The 17879-nt window shown below is 59.5% G+C and carries 19 protein-coding genes and 1 pseudogene; 15 read left to right on the plus strand and 5 right to left on the minus strand.

Annotated elements, in window-relative coordinates; genetic code table 11:
- Positions 1-65 precede the first annotated feature (65 nt).
- The 7 genes from ACR0LL_RS06285 (at position 66) to ACR0LL_RS06315 (ending at position 6103) form a co-directional block, all read left to right on the plus strand.
- Positions 66-527, plus strand: a complete 462-nt coding sequence (locus tag ACR0LL_RS06285; RefSeq protein WP_480584825.1) for a peroxiredoxin — start codon at positions 66-68, stop codon at positions 525-527.
- A gap of 89 nt (positions 528-616) precedes the next feature.
- Positions 617-1435, plus strand: coding sequence for a ferritin-like domain-containing protein (locus ACR0LL_RS06290; RefSeq protein ID WP_480476777.1), 819 nt, complete (start codon positions 617-619; stop codon positions 1433-1435).
- 173 nt (positions 1436-1608) lie between these two features.
- A complete protein-coding gene (locus tag ACR0LL_RS06295) occupies positions 1609-2940 on the plus strand; it encodes a DUF5930 domain-containing protein (RefSeq protein ID WP_480584828.1) in 1332 nt (443 codons plus the stop codon).
- Positions 2930-3430: a bactofilin family protein gene (locus tag ACR0LL_RS06300; RefSeq protein ID WP_209596778.1), complete on the plus strand. Its 501-nt coding sequence runs from the start codon at positions 2930-2932 to the stop codon at positions 3428-3430. The genes ACR0LL_RS06295 and ACR0LL_RS06300 overlap by 11 nt, the downstream gene beginning before the upstream one ends.
- A 118-nt stretch (positions 3431-3548) precedes the next feature.
- Positions 3549-4370 carry a M90 family metallopeptidase gene (locus ACR0LL_RS06305; protein ID WP_480584831.1) on the plus strand — a complete coding sequence of 274 codons (822 nt, stop codon included), beginning with the start codon at positions 3549-3551 and terminating at the stop codon, positions 4368-4370.
- Positions 4371-4472: 102 nt separating this feature from the next.
- A complete protein-coding gene (aqpZ, locus tag ACR0LL_RS06310; protein ID WP_480584834.1) occupies positions 4473-5162 on the plus strand; it encodes an aquaporin Z in 690 nt (229 codons plus the stop codon).
- 98 nt (positions 5163-5260) lie between these two features.
- Positions 5261-6103: an alpha/beta fold hydrolase gene (locus tag ACR0LL_RS06315; RefSeq protein ID WP_480584836.1), complete on the plus strand. Its 843-nt coding sequence runs from the start codon at positions 5261-5263 to the stop codon at positions 6101-6103.
- Between the two features lie 41 nt (positions 6104-6144).
- Here the strand turns inward: ACR0LL_RS06315 and ACR0LL_RS06320 are convergent, their stop codons facing one another.
- Both ACR0LL_RS06320 and ACR0LL_RS06325 read right to left on the minus strand, forming a co-directional pair.
- The gene (locus ACR0LL_RS06320) at positions 6145-6702 is read right to left on the minus strand and encodes a peptidylprolyl isomerase (RefSeq protein WP_209503603.1); all 558 of its coding nucleotides are present in this window, start codon (positions 6700-6702) and stop codon (positions 6145-6147) included.
- On the minus strand, positions 6695-7201 hold the full coding sequence (locus ACR0LL_RS06325) for a peptidylprolyl isomerase (RefSeq protein ID WP_209503601.1): 507 nt from the start codon (positions 7199-7201) through the stop codon (positions 6695-6697). The genes ACR0LL_RS06320 and ACR0LL_RS06325 overlap by 8 nt, the downstream gene beginning before the upstream one ends.
- A gap of 133 nt (positions 7202-7334) precedes the next feature.
- On the opposite strand from ACR0LL_RS06325, the gene ACR0LL_RS06330 reads away from it, so the two are divergent.
- The 7 genes from ACR0LL_RS06330 (at position 7335) to ACR0LL_RS06360 (ending at position 13661) form a co-directional block, all read left to right on the plus strand.
- Positions 7335-8525 carry a phosphoglycerate kinase gene (locus ACR0LL_RS06330; RefSeq protein WP_480584838.1) on the plus strand — a complete coding sequence of 397 codons (1191 nt, stop codon included), beginning with the start codon at positions 7335-7337 and terminating at the stop codon, positions 8523-8525.
- Positions 8526-8597: 72 nt separating this feature from the next.
- On the plus strand, positions 8598-8942 hold the full coding sequence (locus ACR0LL_RS06335; protein ID WP_480584841.1) for a lysozyme inhibitor LprI family protein: 345 nt from the start codon (positions 8598-8600) through the stop codon (positions 8940-8942).
- Between the two features lie 141 nt (positions 8943-9083).
- On the plus strand, positions 9084-9383 hold the full coding sequence (locus ACR0LL_RS06340; RefSeq protein ID WP_209503595.1) for an FtsB family cell division protein: 300 nt from the start codon (positions 9084-9086) through the stop codon (positions 9381-9383).
- A gap of 159 nt (positions 9384-9542) precedes the next feature.
- Positions 9543-10532 (plus strand): pyruvate dehydrogenase (acetyl-transferring) E1 component subunit alpha, encoded by a 990-nt coding sequence (gene pdhA, locus ACR0LL_RS06345; RefSeq protein WP_209503593.1) that lies wholly within the window; start codon positions 9543-9545, stop codon positions 10530-10532.
- A 15-nt stretch (positions 10533-10547) separates the two neighbouring features.
- Positions 10548-11939 carry a pyruvate dehydrogenase complex E1 component subunit beta gene (locus ACR0LL_RS06350; RefSeq protein ID WP_480584843.1) on the plus strand — a complete coding sequence of 464 codons (1392 nt, stop codon included), beginning with the start codon at positions 10548-10550 and terminating at the stop codon, positions 11937-11939.
- A gap of 14 nt (positions 11940-11953) precedes the next feature.
- Complete coding sequence (locus tag ACR0LL_RS06355; RefSeq protein WP_480492986.1) at positions 11954-13267, plus strand: pyruvate dehydrogenase complex dihydrolipoamide acetyltransferase; 1314 nt, start codon at positions 11954-11956, stop codon at positions 13265-13267.
- A gap of 88 nt (positions 13268-13355) precedes the next feature.
- Entirely contained in the window at positions 13356-13661 is a 306-nt protein-coding gene (locus ACR0LL_RS06360) for a hypothetical protein (RefSeq protein ID WP_480584846.1), read from the plus strand.
- A gap of 6 nt (positions 13662-13667) precedes the next feature.
- On the opposite strand, the gene cysE is transcribed toward ACR0LL_RS06360, so the two are convergent.
- Complete coding sequence (gene cysE / locus ACR0LL_RS06365) at positions 13668-14477, minus strand: serine O-acetyltransferase (RefSeq protein ID WP_267364267.1); 810 nt, start codon at positions 14475-14477, stop codon at positions 13668-13670.
- A 27-nt stretch (positions 14478-14504) separates the two neighbouring features.
- On the opposite strand from cysE, the gene ACR0LL_RS06370 reads away from it, so the two are divergent.
- On the plus strand, positions 14505-14900 hold the full coding sequence (locus ACR0LL_RS06370; RefSeq protein ID WP_480584848.1) for a TraR/DksA family transcriptional regulator: 396 nt from the start codon (positions 14505-14507) through the stop codon (positions 14898-14900).
- On the opposite strand, the gene ACR0LL_RS06375 is transcribed toward ACR0LL_RS06370, so the two are convergent.
- Positions 14881-15177, minus strand: coding sequence for a DUF7742 family protein (locus tag ACR0LL_RS06375; protein ID WP_480584850.1), 297 nt, complete (start codon positions 15175-15177; stop codon positions 14881-14883). The two genes, ACR0LL_RS06370 and ACR0LL_RS06375, sit on opposite strands and share 20 nt — an antisense overlap.
- 8 nt (positions 15178-15185) lie before the next feature.
- Positions 15186-17801, minus strand: a pseudogene (locus ACR0LL_RS06380) (baseplate multidomain protein megatron); the annotation flags it as partial.
- Between the last annotated feature and the right edge of the window lie 78 nt (positions 17802-17879).

Genomic DNA, 17879 nt, shown 5'->3' on the forward strand with positions numbered 1-17879 from the left:
TTCCAACCCGCACGCGTTGCCCTATGATGACGGGCAGCCTTTAAAAACCTTTAGCGGAGTTTCCAATGCCCGACGTTTCAGACATCGCCCCCGACTTCACTTTGCCGCGCGACGGCGGTGGCGAGGTGACGCTTTCGGCGTTGCGCGGTGGCACCGTGGTTTTGTTCTTCTATCCCCGTGATGATACGCCGGGCTGCACCAAGGAATCCATCGGTTTCTCAGAGCAGCTTCAGGCGTTTACCGATGCAGGGGCTCACGTTTTCGGCATTTCGCGGGACAGCGTCGCCAAGCATGACAAGTTTGTCGCCAAACACGGGCTGACCACTCCGCTCTTGTCGGACGAAGGTTCGACCGTCTGCGAAGACTATGGCGTATGGGTTGAAAAGAACATGTATGGCCGGAAATCGATGGGGATCGAGCGATCGACCTTTATCATTGATAGCGAGGGACGCATTGCCAAGGTCTGGCGCAAGGTCAAGGTGCCCGGCCACGTGGATGAGGTGCTGGAAGCGGTGAAGGCGCTCTAAGCCCCCCTCGACCTGCCGCGCCATCCGGTCTATCACCCGCGCTGACATGCCTAAGGCGGAGTGACCCGGTGCCCAAAACACTGACACAGATGGCGACAGAGGTTCTGACAACAGCGGACGGGCGGGCCAAAACCGCCCTGTCCAAAGCCCATGCCGCCGCGTGGTTTGCCTCCCGCAAGGCCGAGGGTGAGCCGATCGAGATCGGCACCGCATCACCGCCCCTGTCCCCCGCGCGCCCGGACAAGCCCGAGCTGTTGTCCCCGCGTGAGGTACCCAAACGGAAACCGGGTACCGAGGCCGGGCGCATTGCCCTGCTGCACGCGGTTGCCCATATCGAACTGAACGCCGTCGATCTGCACTGGGACATCATCGCGCGCTTTGGCCATGTACCCATGCCCATCGGGTTCTATGATGACTGGGTAAAATGCGCCGAAGAAGAATCGCGCCATTTCGAGATGGTCTGCGATTGTCTGGAACAGATGGGCAGCCACTATGGCGCCCTGCCCGCCCATGCTGGCATGTGGCGCGCCGCCGAAGATACAGCCGAAGATCTGATGGGGCGGCTGGCCGTTGTGCCTATGGTGCTTGAGGCGCGTGGGCTGGATGTCACTCCCGGCATGATCGAGATATTCCGCAAGGCCAAGGCCGCGCAGGCCATCGCCGCGCTCGAAGTGATATATGCCGAAGAAGTCGGCCACGTCGCCTACGGCTCAAAATGGTTCCACTTCCTGTGTGGCCGCGAAAACGCCGACCCCAAGGATGTGTTTCACGCGCTGGTCCGGCGGTACTTCCACGGTGTTCTCAAGCCCCCCTTCAACGAAGAAAAACGGGCCGAAGCCGGGTTGCCCCCCGATTTCTACTGGCCCCTGACCGAAGACCTGCCCGCGCCCGGAGACCTCTCGAACTGACACTTCTGCGTTATTTTCGGCAAAATCTCGCCGATCTTTGCGGGATTTCAGCGCCATTTGCACCTGATTGGTCAACAAACTTGCCCGAACGCCCCTGCCGCTTTATGCAATCGGCGCAAGGGACGGCAGGCACTCACGACCGGTTCCGATCTTGGGGATGAAAGGTAGGGCGCGTGCGAACACGTCTGGCAATAAAACTGCACTCACTGCTTGAGAGGCATTTCCCGGAACGCCGGGTCTTTCTGAAATCCGACACAGACACAAAATTTATCCGGCTCAGTTCGGAAACTCAGGTCGTCGCAGTGGCCGGCGTTGCCGTCATGGTCGGATGGACAGCGGTTGCGACAGCCATATTGTTGATGGACAGCATCGGGGCCGGGAATTTCCGGGAACAGGCAAAGCGCGATCAGGCCATCTATCAGGAACGCCTGAACACCCTGTCGGCAGAACGCGATTCCCGCGCGCATGAGGCACTGGCAGCTCAGGACCGATTCAATGCCGCCCTGGACCAGATTTCCGCGATGCAGTCGGAACTGCTGGCCTCGGAAAACCGTCGCCGCGAGCTTGAGACAGGTATTGAAGTCATCCAGACGACATTGCGCGCCACGATGAAGCAGCGCGAGGAGGCGCGCTCAGAGCTGGCCCAATTGAAACAGGACACCAGCGGCTCCGACATGTATGCTGCGGTTTCCAGCGCCCCGGTGCAAATGGCCTTTATGACGGACGCCTTGGCGCGAACCGCCAAAGAACGCGACCTGATCGCCACCAACGCGCAGGACGCGCTGGAACAGCGGGACGATCTGGAACTGGAAATCCGTTTGATGCAGGAACGCAGCGACGAGATTTTCCGCCAGTTGGAAGAGGCGATGGTCATCTCGGTCGAGCCTCTGGACAAGATGTTCCGTCAGGCCGGAATGCCGACAGATCGCATCATCGAAGAGGTCCGGCGCGGATATAGCGGTATGGGCGGTCCGCTGACCCCTTTATCCCTTAGCACACGCGGCGAAGAAGACGAGCTTTCGCCCGAAGAAGTCCGCGCAAACACGTTGCTGCGCCAGATGGATCAGCTGAACCTGTACCGGATTGCGGCGGAAAAGGCCCCCTTCGCCAGCCCGGTCAAAAGCGCGTTTCGCTTTACCAGCGGATATGGTCGCCGCCGCGACCCAAAAACCGGCGGTAGCCGGATGCACAACGGCACGGATTTTGCCGCAGCGACTGGCACCGATATCTTTGCGACCGCTGATGGCGTGGTCACGCATGCCGGTTGGCAATCAGGCTTCGGACGCCTTGTGAAAATCAAGCACGCGTTCGGAATTGAGACACTTTATGCTCATAACACCAAGATCAACGTAAAGGTCGGCCAAAGGGTCTCGCGCGGGGATCATATTGCTGATATGGGTAACACCGGACGGTCCACCGGCACGCATCTGCACTACGAGGTGCGCGTGAACGGAAATCCCGTAAACCCAATGACTTACATCAAGGCTGCGAAAAATGTTTTCTAAAAGCAAAATCAACGAGCCCGCACCCAAAGCACCCGAGGCGGCCAAACCAGCCGCTCCGGCGACCCCAGCGGCTCCTGCTCCGGCTGACGCGAAACCTGCAATGGCACCCAAACCCAAGCCGCCGGCCTCGGTTCTGTCCTCGGATCTGCACATTACTGGCAACATCAAGACCAGCGGTGACATTCAGGTGGAAGGCACTGTCGAAGGCGACATCCGCGCCCATCTTCTGACCATTGGTGAATCGGCAACGATCAAGGGCGAAGTCACCGCAGATGACGTTGTGATCAACGGTCGCATCGTTGGCCGCGTGCGTGGTCTCAAGGTTCGCCTGACCTCGACCGCCCGCGTAGAAGGTGACATCATCCACAAGACCATCGCCATTGAAAGCGGCGCGCATTTCGAAGGCTCGGTTCAGCGTCAGGACGACCCCCTGAACCCCGGCCGCAGCGCCAAAGCCGGATCGAACCCGGCGGCAGAAGTCAAGCAGTAAGCAGACTTCATTTTATGTCAGGACGCCGTGGGGAAACCCGTGGCGTCTTTTCTTTTGCGTGCCCGGTTGATCCGGGTTTCCCGTTTTCGTCCCTATCTGATCACGCTACAGTCGATCCATGTTGCTTTTTCTGACGGTTGTCGCGCTGATCGCTGGCGCTGCGGCCTTTCACTTCTGGTCGAAAAGACAATCCCGCCTGACCTTGCTGGCCACGTCGCTGTCCCAGCACCAGCGCGATATTGTGAACGCTCAGGTGCCAATTATCCGGAAACTGCCCAAAGACCTGCGCGGGGCGCTGGAAGGAAAGATCAACCTGTTTCTTGATCAGGTCGATTTCGTCGGCTGCGACGGGCTGGACGTCACCGAAGACATGCAGGTGTCGATTGCCGCGCAAGCCTGTCTGCTCGTGGTGAATACGGACCAGTGGTATGACAACCTGACGACCATTCTGGTTTACCCCGGTGCCTTCAAGTCAAAACAGCGCCGACACAGTGGCTATGTCGTCACTGAACAGGAAATCATCCGCAGCGGGGAAAGCTGGAACCGTGGCCCCGTGATCCTGTCCTGGGCCCACAGCCAGCGCGGTGCCCTGAATGATCACGATGGCCGGAACGTCGTCTTTCACGAGTTCGCGCACCAGCTTGATGACCTCTCGGGCGCAACCAATGGTGTTCCCGTGCTCAGCAATGGCCAAAGCTTTGGCGAATGGGAAACCGCCTTTCTGAACGGTTACAAGACACATATTCATGCCGTGGAAAACGGAAAACCTACAGTGATCGATCCCTACGGCGCGGAAGGTCACGAAGAGTTCTTTGCCGTTTCGGTCGAAGTGTTCTTTGAACGTCCACATGCACTGAAATCCTCTGACCCGGCAATCTATGAACAGCTGTCAAAGCTTTTTCATCTTGATCCCGCTCAATGGCACAGCGGTCCGTTCTGACCCGATTGAGGAAGCGTCGAAAAAAATTCCCCGTTCGCAACAATTTAACATAAGCTAATTCTTGAATTACGGTTAACCTCATTATTGGGCGGAGGATTTTCTATGTCATCGAAACTACTTGCCGAGTTCTTCGGCACGTTCTGGTTGGTTCTGGGAGGCTGCGGCAGTGCCGTTCTGGCGGCTGGTGTGGCAGATGTCGGCATCGGCTGGCTTGGTGTTTCCTTTGCCTTTGGCCTTACCGTTTTGACGATGGCTTACACGGTCGGCCCAATCTCGGGCGGGCATTTCAACCCGGCCGTCAGTTTGGGCCTGATGATTGGAGGACGGTTTCCGGCCAAAGACCTTCTGCCTTATTGGGTTGCACAGGTCATTGGCGCAATTGCCGCCGCAGTGGTTCTGTACCTGATCGTCAGCGGGGCACCCGATTTCGCTGGTGTCGGTGGGTTCGCGTCAAACGGGTATGGTGAGGCCTCACCACAGGGATATTCGTTGATGTCGGCTTTGATCATCGAAATCGTGATGACCGCTTTCTTCGTTCTGATCATTCTGGGCGCGACGTCGGAAAAGGCACCTGCCGGGTTCGCTCCGATTGCCATCGGTCTGGCACTGACCCTGATCCACCTGATCTCAATCCCGGTGACAAATACCTCCGTCAACCCGGCGCGCTCAACCGGCGTTGCCCTGTTTGCCGACGGCCCTGCATTGGCTCAGCTCTGGCTGTTCTGGGTGGCCCCCCTGATTGGCGGCGCAATCGGTGCCTTGATCTGGAAAGCAATGTCCTCGGATGACTGATCTGCGCGGGAAAGGTAATTATCCCGTTTACTGAAAAACACGGTATCCTTCCGCCCAGCCTGACTTGGTTACGGCCTTTGGTTCAACGGGAGGATACAATGAAGACATTCACCACAGCACTTTTCCTAAGCTGCGCCGCGACGGCAGGTTGGGCCGAAGACAAATGGCTGAGCATCCCGCAAGCCCCCCAGATGCCCGCCGCCACCGAAGCGGGCACGGCAGAGATCAACGGCATCGACATGTATTACGCCACGTATGGCGATGCGGGCGGCACCCCGGTTCTGATGATCCACGGTGGGCTTGCCCATGGCGATGTCTGGGCCGCGCAGGTTGCCGAACTGTCCCAGGATCACAGGGTAATCGTGGCGGATACGCGCGGGCACGGACGATCCACCAACGATGGCAGCCCCTATTCCTACGCGTTGTTGTCGCAGGATTATCTGGCGCTGCTGGATCATCTGGGAGTCGATCAGGCGCATCTGGTCGGCTGGTCCGACGGGGCAAATATCGGGTATTCAATCTCGACCACCAACCCGGATCGGCTGGCCAGTCACTTTGCCCATGCAGGCAATGTCACGCTCGACGGGATCGATCCTTCGGTGGAAACCAACGAGGTGTTTGGCACTTATGTGGGCATGATGGCCCAAGATTATGCGGCCATGTCCCCGACTCCTGACGGGTTCGAAGCATTTCTTGGCGGCGTTGCAGCCATGTGGGGCACCGAAAAACCCGGCGGGCTTGAGGAGCTGTCATCGATCACCGTCCCGACACTTGTGGTTCAAAGCGCACATGACGAGGCCATTCTGATGGCGCATTCACAAGCAATTGCTGACGCGATTCCGGGCGCCAAGTTGCTTGTTCTGGATGATGTCAGCCACTTCGCATCTTTTCAGGATCCCGGTGCCTATACCCGTGCCATCCGCGATTTCATCGACCAATAGGCCAAAGAAAAAGCCCGGCGCTTGAGCCGGGCTAAATCATCTTATTCGGTAACGGTAACTTTTTTCATCACATCCGGTGCACCGATGATCGCACCGTTCTGGCCTTCGCCCCGCTTGATCGCGTCGACCACATCCATACCGTCGGTCACCTGACCAACCACGGTATACTGGCCGTCCAGAAACGGGCCGGGGGCGAACATGATGAAGAACTGCGAATTGGCCGAATCCGGATCGCTTGACCGGGCCATGCCGACAACACCCCTGTCAAAACTCACGTCCGAGAACTCGGCAGGCAAATCCGCGCGATCCGACCCGCCGCGCCCGGCATAACGCATGTCGAAGCCGTCCGCGCCCGAGTTGCCGTATTGCACGTCGCCGGTTTGCGCCATGAAGCCATCGATTACGCGATGAAACACGACGCCGTCATACTGACCGTCAGCAGCCAGAGCGGTGATCTGTTCCACATGCTGGGGTGCCACATCTTCGAACAGGTCGATCGAGATTGTGCCATTGGCCCCTTCCCCTTCGACCTCGATCTGCAAACCGCTGGCCAGCGCCGGGCTTGCCAGCAAGGCAAAAGCCGCAGCCAGTTTATGCATCTGCGGCCACCTTGACGCTGATCATGCGGTCCGGGCTTGCAGGCGGCTCACCGCGAACGATGGCGTCCACATGCTCCATACCGTCGATGACCCGGCCATAGACCGTGTACTGACCGTTCAGGAAGTGATTGTCCTTGAAGTTGATGAAGAACTGCGAATTGGCCGAATCCGGGTTCTGCGAGCGCGCCGCGCCCAGCGTGCCGCGATCATGGGGCAGCTTGGAAAATTCTGCCGGAACATTCGGCAGCGACGAACCGCCGGTGCCCGCCATGCGCAGGTTGAACCCGTCTTCCATATCGCCATGCTGCACGTCGCCGGTTTGCGCCATGAAACCGTCGATCACACGGTGAAAGGCCACATTGTCATATTCACCGCCACGGGCCAGTTCCTTCATCCGCGCACTGTGCAAAGGCGCTACATCCGGCAGCAGCTCGATGACGACATTGCCGCCTTTCAGCTCGATGATGATTGTGTTTTCGGGGTCTTTGATCTCGGCCATGAGGCCCTCCTGTCGTTTATCTTGCGCAAATACCTATGACGCACGCGTGCGAATGCCAAGTGACGCATTGACCTGAGGGCAAAATGCAGGAAAAGAACCGCCTAAATCGGTTGCCAACGACAAGGATCGCACAATGGGCTGGAAAACACTGGACGATATGGACCTGAACGGCAAACGCGTGCTGGTGCGTGTGGACATCAACGTGCCCGTGGTTGACGGTGTTGTGACCGACGCCACCCGTATCCAAAGGATCGTCCCCTCGGTACGCGATATTCTGGCCGCTGGCGGCAAACCGATCCTTCTGGCTCATTTTGGCCGTCCTGGTGGCGAACGGCGTGAAAGCCTGTCACTGAAACAACTGGTCCCGACTTTGGAAAGCGCTTTTGGTGCCAAGGTTCTGTTTGCCGCCGATTGCGTCGGGGCCGAGGCGGAACTGGCCGCCGGAGCCTTGCAACCCGGTCAGGTCCTGCTGCTCGAAAACACGCGCTTTCACGCGGCCGAAACCAAGAACGACGCCGATCTGGCCGCTGGCATGGCCAAGCTGGGCGATGTCTATTGCAACGATGCGTTTTCAGCCGCGCACCGCGCCCACAGCTCGACCGAGGCCATCGCCCGTCTGCTGCCCGCCTGTGCGGGCCGTCTGATGCAGGCCGAGTTGCAGGCGCTGGAAAGCGCGCTGGGTGCGCCCAAGCGCCCGGTAACGGCGGTTGTCGGCGGCGCCAAGGTCTCGACCAAGCTGGAACTGCTGGGCAATCTGATCGACAAGGTCGATTACCTGGTGATCGGTGGTGGCATGGCGAACACATTCCTTGTCGCCCAAGGCATCAGCGTTGGCAAATCACTGGCTGAAACCGCAATGAAGGACACCGCAGCCGAAATTCTGGCCAAAGCCGAAAGCTCGGGCTGCCAGATCGTCCTGCCGCGTGACATTGTGGTGGCCGAGAAATTCGAAGCCAACGCACCCCACAAGGTTCTGCCAGCCGACCAGTGCCCCGAGGATGGCATGATCCTGGACGCGGGACCGGAAAGCGTCACCGCGATTACCGCGATTTTCGACAAAAGCCAGACCCTGATCTGGAACGGCCCGCTGGGCGCGTTCGAGCTGGAGCCGTTCGACACGGCCACCAATGCCGCGGCCCTGAAAGCCGCAGCCCTCAGCCGGTCGGGTCAGCTGATCTCGGTCGCGGGTGGCGGTGACACGGTTGCGGCGCTGAATGCGTCGGGGGCAGCCAAGGATTTCACCTATATCTCGACCGCAGGCGGTGCATTCCTTGAATGGATGGAAGGCAAAACCCTGCCCGGTGTCGCTGCGCTGGAACAATAATCGGCACTGACCGCATTTGGCCGCTTGTCACGGTTCATGGTATAATCCCCTATTTGAATGGGGGATTATACAATGAGGTCATTATACCTGTTCGTCCTTCTCGCGATGCCGTGGCCTGCAACAGCACAATCCAGCTGCGGTGGCCAGACACAGCTTGACGCAAATTTCTGTGCCAAGGAACAATGGGAAGCCGTTGACCGTGACCTCAACCGGTTATGGAAACAGATCAAGCCGGTCGCTGATGCACGTGGAAACGGCAATGCCCTTCTGGCGGAACAACGTGCGTGGCTAAAGACGCGGGACGCCACCTGCGACAAGGAACTGTCCGGCGGCGGCAGCGCTGCGCCGATGTTCTACTGGACCTGTATGAAAGAGCAGACGCTTGCAAGAAATCAGCAGCTTCAGTCCTGGCGCTGAGCTTTGACCGGGTCGCACACGAAATACTGATGAAAAAACCGAATCAGGGGATTCACAACCCGAATCGCCTGTGACATAGTGCGATCAGAGGCTCGGAAAGAGCCCGTTATTGAGGCAAGTTTTCATACGGCGGTAAACAGAGTGTCCCGTTCCCATCGGCCCGGTTTGGGTGCAGTTCTCTTCTTCTCGGTGGCTTTCATGCTGGGTGTGTATTTCACCTTCGCCGCCGTTCAGGGGGATTACGGCCTGTTTCGGCGGGTCGAAATTGCGGCGGAACGGGACGCTCTGTCACGCAGTCTGGAAAAACTGAATGTCGAAATCGCCGAGATGGAAAACCTGACACGGCGTCTGTCCGACACCTATCTGGATCTGGACCTGCTGGATCAGCAGGCGCGCTCGGTTCTGGGCATGATCCGGTCGGACGAAATTGTGATCCGCTGATCAAGGACCCTTTTCAGAAAAAGCAACTCAGGCCCGGCGTTTCGGCCAGGATGCGCCGCGCCGAACGCTGCGTCACATTTCCCCTCGCCAGAAAGCCCCAAATGCTTTATGAGATAGTTTAACGCTAAACTATCTGTCCGAAAGGGGGAGATCGCCACGATGGCTGCGCGAAAAACCACAAAGAAACCAAATGTTTCTGCGGAAGAACTCCAGACATACTACCGCGAGATGCTGCTGATCCGCCGATTCGAGGAAAAGGCCGGTCAGCTTTATGGCATGGGCCTGATCGGTGGGTTCTGCCACCTTTATATCGGACAAGAGGCCGTTGTTGTCGGGCTCGAGGCCGCTGCAGAGGAAGGCGACAAGCGCATCACCTCGTATCGCGACCACGGTCACATGCTGGCCTGCGGAATGGATCCGGGCGGCGTTATGGCCGAACTGACCGGGCGCATCGGTGGCCTGTCCAAGGGCAAGGGCGGCTCGATGCACATGTTCTCGAAAGAAAAGCACTTCTATGGCGGGCACGGTATCGTCGGCGCGCAGGTTCCGCTGGGCGCGGGGCTGGCTTTTGCCGACAAGTACAAGGAAAACGGCCGCGTGACCTTCACCTATTTCGGGGACGGTGCCGCGAACCAGGGTCAGGTGTATGAGACCTTCAACATGGCGGCCATCTGGGGCTTGCCGGTGATTTTCGTGATCGAGAACAACCAATACGCCATGGGCACCGCACAGTCCCGTTCGACCTCGACCAAGGACATCTTCCATCGCGGCGAGGCGTTTGGCATTCCGGGCGAGATCGTCAACGGCATGGATGTGCTGGCGGTCAAGGAAGCGGGTGAAAAAGCTGTCGCGCACTGTCGCGCAGGCAAAGGCCCCTATATCCTGGAAATCAAGACCTACCGCTATCGCGGCCACTCGATGTCCGACCCGGCCAAGTACCGTACCCGCGAAGAGGTTCAGAAGGTCCGCGAACAAAGCGACCCGATCGAACATGTGCGTGAGCTGCTGCTGACCGGCAAGCACGCGACCGAGGATGACCTGAAAGCGATCGACAAGGAAATCAAGGAGATCGTCAACCAGGCCGCCGAATTCTCGAAAGAAAGCCCCGAGCCTTCGGTCGAAGAGCTCTGGACTGACATTTACGCCTGAGAGGACGAATAAGACATGGCAACCGAAATTCTCATGCCCGCCCTTTCCCCCACGATGGAAGAGGGTACGCTGGCCAAATGGCTGGTCAAGGAAGGCGACACCGTATCCTCGGGCGACATCATGGCCGAGATCGAGACCGACAAGGCAACGATGGAGTTTGAGGCCGTCGATGAAGGCATCGTCGGCAAAATCCTGATCGCCGAGGGCACCGAAGGGGTCAAGGTGAACACCCCTATCGCAGTGCTGGTCGAAGAAGGCGAAGACGCCTCGGCCCTGCCCGCAGCAGCCCCCGCAGCCGCAGCAGCCCCCGCAGCCGCAGCGGCGCCCGAGGCCGCCCCCACAGCAGCCCCGGCCCCGGCTCCTGCCGCAGCAGCCCCCGCTGCTCCGGCGGTGGACCTGTCACCCGACTGGCCCGCGGATGCCGAGATGAAGTCCGAAACCGTGCGCGAAGCCTTGCGCGATGCAATGGCCGAGGAAATGCGCGGTGATGAAAACGTCTATCTGATGGGCGAGGAAGTCGCTGAATATCAGGGGGCCTATAAAATCTCGCAGGGCCTGCTGGATGAATTTGGCTCCAAACGCGTGATCGACACCCCGATCACCGAACACGGGTTTGCCGGTATCGCGGTGGGTTCGGCCTTTGGCGGTCTGAAACCGATTGTCGAGTTCATGACCTTCAACTTCGCCATGCAGGCGATTGACCAGATCATCAACTCTGCGGCCAAAACGCTTTATATGTCCGGTGGTCAGATGGGGTGCCCCATCGTGTTCCGGGGGCCCAACGGGGCCGCGGCCCGCGTGGCCGCACAGCACAGCCAGGACTATGCCGCGTGGTACATGCAGATCCCCGGTCTGAAGGTCGTCATGCCTTATTCGGCTGCTGATGCCAAAGGTCTGCTGAAATCGGCCATCCGCGACCCCAACCCGGTTGTGTTCCTGGAAAACGAAATCCTCTACGGTCGCTCTTTCGAAGTGCCGCAGGTGGATGACCTGACCATTCCTCTGGGTAAGGCCCGCATCTGGCGTGAAGGCTCGGACGTGACCATCGTCAGCTTTGGCATCGGCATGCAATACGCGCTGGAAGCTGCTGACAAGCTGGCCGAAGACGGCATCAGCGCCGAAGTGATCGACCTGCGCACCATCCGCCCGATGGACACAGGCGCCATCATCAATTCGGTGATGAAGACCAACCGGCTGGTGACAGTGGAAGAAGGCTGGCCGCAGGGGTCCGTCGGCAGCTATATCAGTTCGGTCGTGATGCAGGAGGCGTTTGATTACCTCGACGCACCGGTCATCAACTGCACCGGCAAGGACGTTCCGATGCCCTATGCCGCGAACCTCGAAAAGCTGGCCCTGATCACCACGGATGAGGTGATCGCCGCTGTCAAACAAGTGACCTACCGGTAAGGAGCGACAGACAGATGCCTACAGAAATTCTGATGCCCGCCCTGTCCCCAACGATGGAGGAAGGTACGCTCGCCAAATGGCTGGTCAAGGAAGGCGATACCGTCTCCTCCGGTGACCTGCTGGCCGAGATCGAAACCGACAAGGCCACGATGGAGTTCGAGGCCGTTGACGAAGGCACCATCGGCAAGATCCTGATCCCCGAGGGCACCGAAGGGGTCAAGGTCAACACCGCCATCGCGGTTCTGCTGGAAGACGGCGAAAGCGCCGATGACATTGGCACGGCTCCGGCTGCTGCACCGGCGGCTGCCCCCGCAGCCGTCGCGGGCAACGAGGCTGCCGCGCCAGCGGCACCCGAGGCGCCCGCCCCTGCCCCGGCCGCTCCGGCCAAGGCTGATGGTGGTCGGATTTTTGCCTCGCCTCTGGCCCGCCGGATTGCTGCGCAAAAAGGTCTCGACCTGACGCAGATTGCCGGTTCCGGCCCGCACGGTCGCATCGTCAAGGTTGATGTCGAGGGCGCAACTGCCACCGCTCCGGCAGCAGCTCCCGCCACTGCTCCCGCCGCCGCCGCGCCCGCAGCTGCCCCAGCAGCTCCGTCTGGTCCATCGGCGGATATGGTCGCGCGGATGTACGAAGGCCGCCCGTACGAGGAAATCAAGCTCGACGGTATGCGCAAAACCATTGCCGCACGCCTGGGCGAGGCCAAACAGACCATTCCGCATTTCTACCTGCGCCGCGATATCAAGCTGGATGCGCTGTTGAAATTCCGTGGTCAGCTGAACAAGCAACTCGAAGGCCGTGGCGTCAAGCTCAGCGTCAATGACTTCATCATCAAAGCCGTCGCCAATGCGCTGCAACAGGTTCCGGCCTGTAATGCCGTCTGGGCAGGTGACCGGGTGCTGCAACTGAAACCGTCAGATGTGGCTGTTGCGGTCGCAATCGAAGGCGGGTTGTTCACGCCGGTCCTGCAAGACGCTGACATGAAATCCCTGTCAGCCCTTTCGACCGAGATGAAAGACCTTGCTGCCCGCGCCCGCGAGCGCAAGCTGGCTCCGCATGAATATCAGGGCGGCACCTTTGCCATCTCGAACCTGGGCATGTTCGGCATCGACAATTTCGATGCCATCGTGAACCCGCCTCATGCCGGTATTCTGGCCGTTGGCACCGGCGTCAAGAAACCGGTTGTCGGGGATGATGGCGAGCTGACCGTGGCAACGGTGATGTCTGTCACCATGTCGGTTGACCACCGGGTCATCGACGGCGCGCTGGGGGCCGAGCTGCTCAAGGCCATTGTCGACAATCTTGAAAACCCGATGGTTATGCTGGCCTGATCACAATAAACGCCCTCGCCAGAAAGCAATTCTGACGAGGGCACATATCTTGTGGCGCTGAATTGAGCCCCCGTGATCGGCGAACCGATTGCCCGGCACTGGCGCCATCCCCACCTTCTTCCTGCGGATGCTGAACGAAGAAAGGTGCGCGATGTTCCTACGATCCCTGATCCAAATCCTGTTCGTCTTTGTACTCCTCGCGGGGGCGGCACCTGATGCGGTATCCGCAAAGCCCAACAGCTATCCCGGTGAGAATTCAAAGTTCAATTCGAACGATCCCGCCGTCATCGCGCGTCAGAAAGCCGAGCAAAAACAACGCAGGGAAATGCGCAGGCAAAAGCGGGAAGACAGGCGTCGCGAGCGGTTGGAAAGGCGCAACAACCGCTCGGACTGAAACCGTTTACTGATCTTTGCCCAGCATGTGATCCATCGAGATCGACGGCTGATCGCATCCGGCCTCGCCCACGATCTTGGCCGGGATACCGGCAACGGTCTTGCACGGCGGAACGTCCTGCAACACCACCGAACCGGCGGCGATACGGCTGCAATGGCCGACTTTGATGTTGCCCAGCACCTTTGCCCCGGCCCCGATCAGAACACCGTCTCCGATTTTGGGATGGCGGTCTTCCTCTTCCTTGCCGGTTCCGCCCAGCGTCACCGAATGCAGCATCGACACATTGTCTCCGACCACGGCGGTTTCACCGATGACGATGGAATGGGCGTGGTCGATCATGATCCCCTTGCCGATCCTCGCGGCCGGGTGAATATCGATGCCGAAAATCTCCGACGATCGCATCTGGAAGAAATAGGCCAGATCATAGCGCCCCTTGCGCCACAGCCAATGCGCCACACGATAGGCCTGCATGGCCTGATAGCCCTTGAAATACAGAATGGGCTGCAACAACCGATGGCAGGCCGGATCACGCTCATAAACCGCCATCAGATCGGCGCGGGCGGCTTCCAGCAGACCGGGATCGTTTGCATAAGCCTCGTCCACGATCTCGCGCAGAACCATCATCGACATTTCGTTCGAACACAGCTTGGCCGCGATCCGATAGGACAGTGCACGCTCAAGGCTGCGGTGATGCAGGATACAGGCGTGCACAAGCCCGCCCATAAGCGGCTCTGTCTCGACGGCTGCTTGGGCCTCGGATGTGATACGGTTCCAGACCGGATCGACCGGTGTCACGGGGCTGCGTTTTTCAAACATAGCTTTTGATCCTTTGCTGCGCCTAGAATGCCATTTAGTGGCAAAAAGGCCAAACGCAAACCCGTGATCCGCGATACAACGAAAATGAATGAGTCCGAACGCGCATATTTTGAAACACGAATTCACGAGCGTCTGGCCGAACTGGATCAATTGTCCGCATCAGGCCAGCAGGCTCAGGCCGTTGTTGAACTGGATCAGCAGGCGGTTGGTCGGCTCAGCCGTATGGATGCGTTGCAAAACCAGGCGATGGCAAAGGCGCAACAGGTGAATCGTAATGTCGAAACCCGCCGCCTTCAGGCCGCGCTTATGCGGCTGGACGAGGGGGAATACGGGTATTGCGAGGATTGCGGCGACCGTATTCCCGATGGGCGATTGTCTCTGGATCTGGCTGCCAGCAAATGCGTCAGCTGCGCGACCGGGTGATCAGAAACTCGGCAAGATGGTGCAAAACCAGCGAAAAACACTGACAATATTGCAAATCGTCAAACCCCGGCTCATCGGCCAGCACCCTGTTGCGCGCAACCGCCATCAACGATCCGTTGCCGTAAACCGGATGCAGCCGACCCGTGCGCGCGCGGTGATTGTCGGCCAGTTCCGCCTCATGGATCATCCGGACGCATAAGCGGGTCCGCTCTGGCGGCGGCGCCGCCAACAAGGCGCGCGCCGCGGCACTTACATCACCGTGCAATAGCGGTCGCATCGGGCCGCTTACCTGACAACCAGTCGCGCCATCGCACCGGGGCCGTAAATGGCCGACACCTGCGCAATCCCGACCTCATATGACCCGGTCAGACCATCTGCCGCCTTCAATGCCGCCGAATAGGACCACCCTGGCAGGGATGTCATCTCTTCACGGACAAGGGTTCCCCCAGCAAAGACGCGCACAAGATAGGATTCGCTTTCCTCGCCCAGCGGAACCTCCAGCCCTGACCAGTCATCCCCATCCAACCGGGTGCGCCGCACCCAGGTCAGGTGCTCGCCGGTTGCGTCGGATCGCACCCGAAGGTGAACCGGGGAAAACGGGCGCAAACCATTGCCGTCGAATGAGGCGATCAGGTGCTGGTAAGCCGGATCATCGTAACCACGGGTCGCCGGGCCGATGCGATAGTGTTTGGCCAGCCCCCGCTCGTTGCGCAACAGGTTGGTCTGCTGCACCTGATCGTTCAGCACCACGAATATGGACCCGTCCGGCCAGACATCCGGCATCAGGGCATCCGACCCCAACTGGCCCCTCAACCGCCCGGACAACGCGTAAACGCCGGGGGACTCAAGCGTGGCATCCGAGAACTGGAACACCTCCCAGTTGCCGGGTGTTCCGTCGCCGATGGCCGCCAGATTGACACCGTTCAGAACCGCGCCACGCGGACGCGATTCCAACTGACCGGCCAACAGCCGCACCTTCACGGCCGGGCCTTCGTCCCAGACGCCGATACTGGCGCGCCTCAGCGGTGTTTCGGTCACGCCCACAATGGCCTGACCGGGGATCACATCACTCAGGCTGTACCCCTCATCGGTTGAGGAGGAATAAACCGTCGCGGCCCCCGGCCAGGGATCAGCGGTCACCGCAAGATAAGGTGCATGCGGGACCTCTGCCCCGGTGATCAGCGGCAGGTCCAGAAACACCGGCAGCACGGGAACTGGCGCGGCATAGGGTCTGACAACCGCCGGGTCGTCGCGCAATTGCGATGCCTTATACACGCCCTGTTCAACCCGAACCGCCTCGACCAGTTGCAGATCGGCCGATTCCAGTCGGTCAATCCGGTAAAGGGGGCTGTTTTCGGTTTCTGACAACCGCACCAGATCACCTGCGCCCAGATGCAGCAGCGATGGCGGCAAGGCAAACCGCACCGTATCGCGGGAAACACGAGCCTCGCTCAACCAGCGCTCAGCCGTTTGCCGGCCTTCGGTGCGTGTCATGGACAACGGCATCTCGTTGACCGAGACAGAATGCGTGCTGTCCTCGGGCAGAACCGCCTCTTCCGCAACCAGATCGTGATCCGCATCCGACTGGACAAAGCGCAGGCGCACGCGGCCCGTCATCTCGGCCTCGGCTTCACGCCGGTGTTCAACCGTGCCATCCAGATCGCCGCTGATCGCCAGATGATCGGGGTTCAGGGCAATCGCGCCATAGCCATCCCGCATCTGAAAGCGCAAGATGCCGTTCCGTTCGATCGCGTCGAACCCATAGCGCAGCATCAGCGGTTGCAAAGCCGACCGCGCATTTGTCACATCTTCGATGACATATCCCCGAACCACGCCATAAAGCCCGGTAACATCGATATCTGTCACCCCTGCCGCGTGGCATATCTCAGTCACGACCGAGGCCAGCGTGCGCGAGCCGGACCGGCCGTTCAGCCAATGCCCCCGGTCATAGTTCGCGCCATCATCCCACTGGTTTCGCAGATTTGGAAAGGTCGGAAACGGGCGGGTATCCCACGCCCAGACATAGGCATTCGTCAGGTCCAGCATTGGTCCGCCATAGACTTGCGACACCGGGTTGACGTCCGGGTCACTCCAATATCCAAGGGTCGCCGCCAGGTACTGAACCTGAATGAAATCGTCACGCAGCCCGTTTGAATATGCAGGCAGCAGCGATTCAGACGATTTCGGGTCCAGAAACTTGTTCGGCTGGTTCGTGCCCTTGTCGATTGCCGCACATCCCAACTCGGTAAACCAGATCGGCTTTGATCCTGGAACCCAGTCGGTCGGATTGGGCTGACGAACGCCACCGATCCGCTCGTGATGCAGATTTGACCACCAGCCGCGCAGGTCCTTGTAGCGCCAGACCCATGGCTCATCATGCTCCTGATCTTCGATGGGCGTTCTGATCTGTGCCTCGGCCTCCTCCGGCGCGGCATAATACCAGTCATACCCCTCGCCCCCCTCGATATTGCCGCGCAGATACCCAAGGTCGTAGACCGACGGCGCACCATCCTCGGCGTCTACGTGATTTTCGCCATCACGCCAGTCAGACAAAGGCATGTAATTGTCGATGCCAATGAAATCGATATTGTCATCCGCCCATAACGGGTCGAGGTGAAAATACCTGTCTCCGCTTCCATCCGGCTGGTATCCGAAATACTCGCTCCAATCCGCCGCATAGCCGATCTTGGTGTCCGGGCCCAGAATCTGGCGCACCTCTGCCGCCAGCGCACGCAGTTGCGCAACGGCGGGAAACCCCGAGGCCCCGCGGATCTGGGTCAGGCCACGCATCTCGGACGAGATACAGAAGGATGACACCCCACCAGCCGCCTTGCACAACATGGCATAGTGCAGAATGAACCGGCGCAGGCCCCATTCCTGCGGGCCGGAGTATTTGACGATTTTCGTGGCCGGAACGGGACCATTGCCAAGCAAGCCGCCAAACGTGCCGCCACCGTTTACCCATTGCAAATCGCCAGG

This window comes from Ruegeria sp. AI2 (assembly GCF_056541275.1).

Coding starts and splice junctions, on each gene's coding strand:
- ACR0LL_RS06285 (WP_480584825.1), top strand. CDS start 66: ATGCCCGACGTTTCAGACATCGCCCCCGACTTCACTTTGCCGCGCGAC.
- ACR0LL_RS06290 (WP_480476777.1), top strand. CDS start 617: ATGGCGACAGAGGTTCTGACAACAGCGGACGGGCGGGCCAAAACCGCC.
- ACR0LL_RS06300 (WP_209596778.1), top strand. CDS start 2,930: ATGTTTTCTAAAAGCAAAATCAACGAGCCCGCACCCAAAGCACCCGAG.
- ACR0LL_RS06305 (WP_480584831.1), top strand. CDS start 3,549: ATGTTGCTTTTTCTGACGGTTGTCGCGCTGATCGCTGGCGCTGCGGCC.
- aqpZ (WP_480584834.1), top strand. CDS start 4,473: ATGTCATCGAAACTACTTGCCGAGTTCTTCGGCACGTTCTGGTTGGTT.
- ACR0LL_RS06315 (WP_480584836.1), top strand. CDS start 5,261: ATGAAGACATTCACCACAGCACTTTTCCTAAGCTGCGCCGCGACGGCA.
- ACR0LL_RS06320 (WP_209503603.1), bottom strand. CDS start 6,702: ATGCATAAACTGGCTGCGGCTTTTGCCTTGCTGGCAAGCCCGGCGCTG.
- ACR0LL_RS06325 (WP_209503601.1), bottom strand. CDS start 7,201: ATGGCCGAGATCAAAGACCCCGAAAACACAATCATCATCGAGCTGAAA.
- ACR0LL_RS06330 (WP_480584838.1), top strand. CDS start 7,335: ATGGGCTGGAAAACACTGGACGATATGGACCTGAACGGCAAACGCGTG.
- ACR0LL_RS06335 (WP_480584841.1), top strand. CDS start 8,598: ATGAGGTCATTATACCTGTTCGTCCTTCTCGCGATGCCGTGGCCTGCA.
- pdhA (WP_209503593.1), top strand. CDS start 9,543: ATGGCTGCGCGAAAAACCACAAAGAAACCAAATGTTTCTGCGGAAGAA.
- ACR0LL_RS06350 (WP_480584843.1), top strand. CDS start 10,548: ATGGCAACCGAAATTCTCATGCCCGCCCTTTCCCCCACGATGGAAGAG.
- ACR0LL_RS06355 (WP_480492986.1), top strand. CDS start 11,954: ATGCCTACAGAAATTCTGATGCCCGCCCTGTCCCCAACGATGGAGGAA.
- cysE (WP_267364267.1), bottom strand. CDS start 14,477: ATGTTTGAAAAACGCAGCCCCGTGACACCGGTCGATCCGGTCTGGAAC.
- ACR0LL_RS06370 (WP_480584848.1), top strand. CDS start 14,505: ATGCCATTTAGTGGCAAAAAGGCCAAACGCAAACCCGTGATCCGCGAT.
- ACR0LL_RS06375 (WP_480584850.1), bottom strand. CDS start 15,177: ATGCGACCGCTATTGCACGGTGATGTAAGTGCCGCGGCGCGCGCCTTG.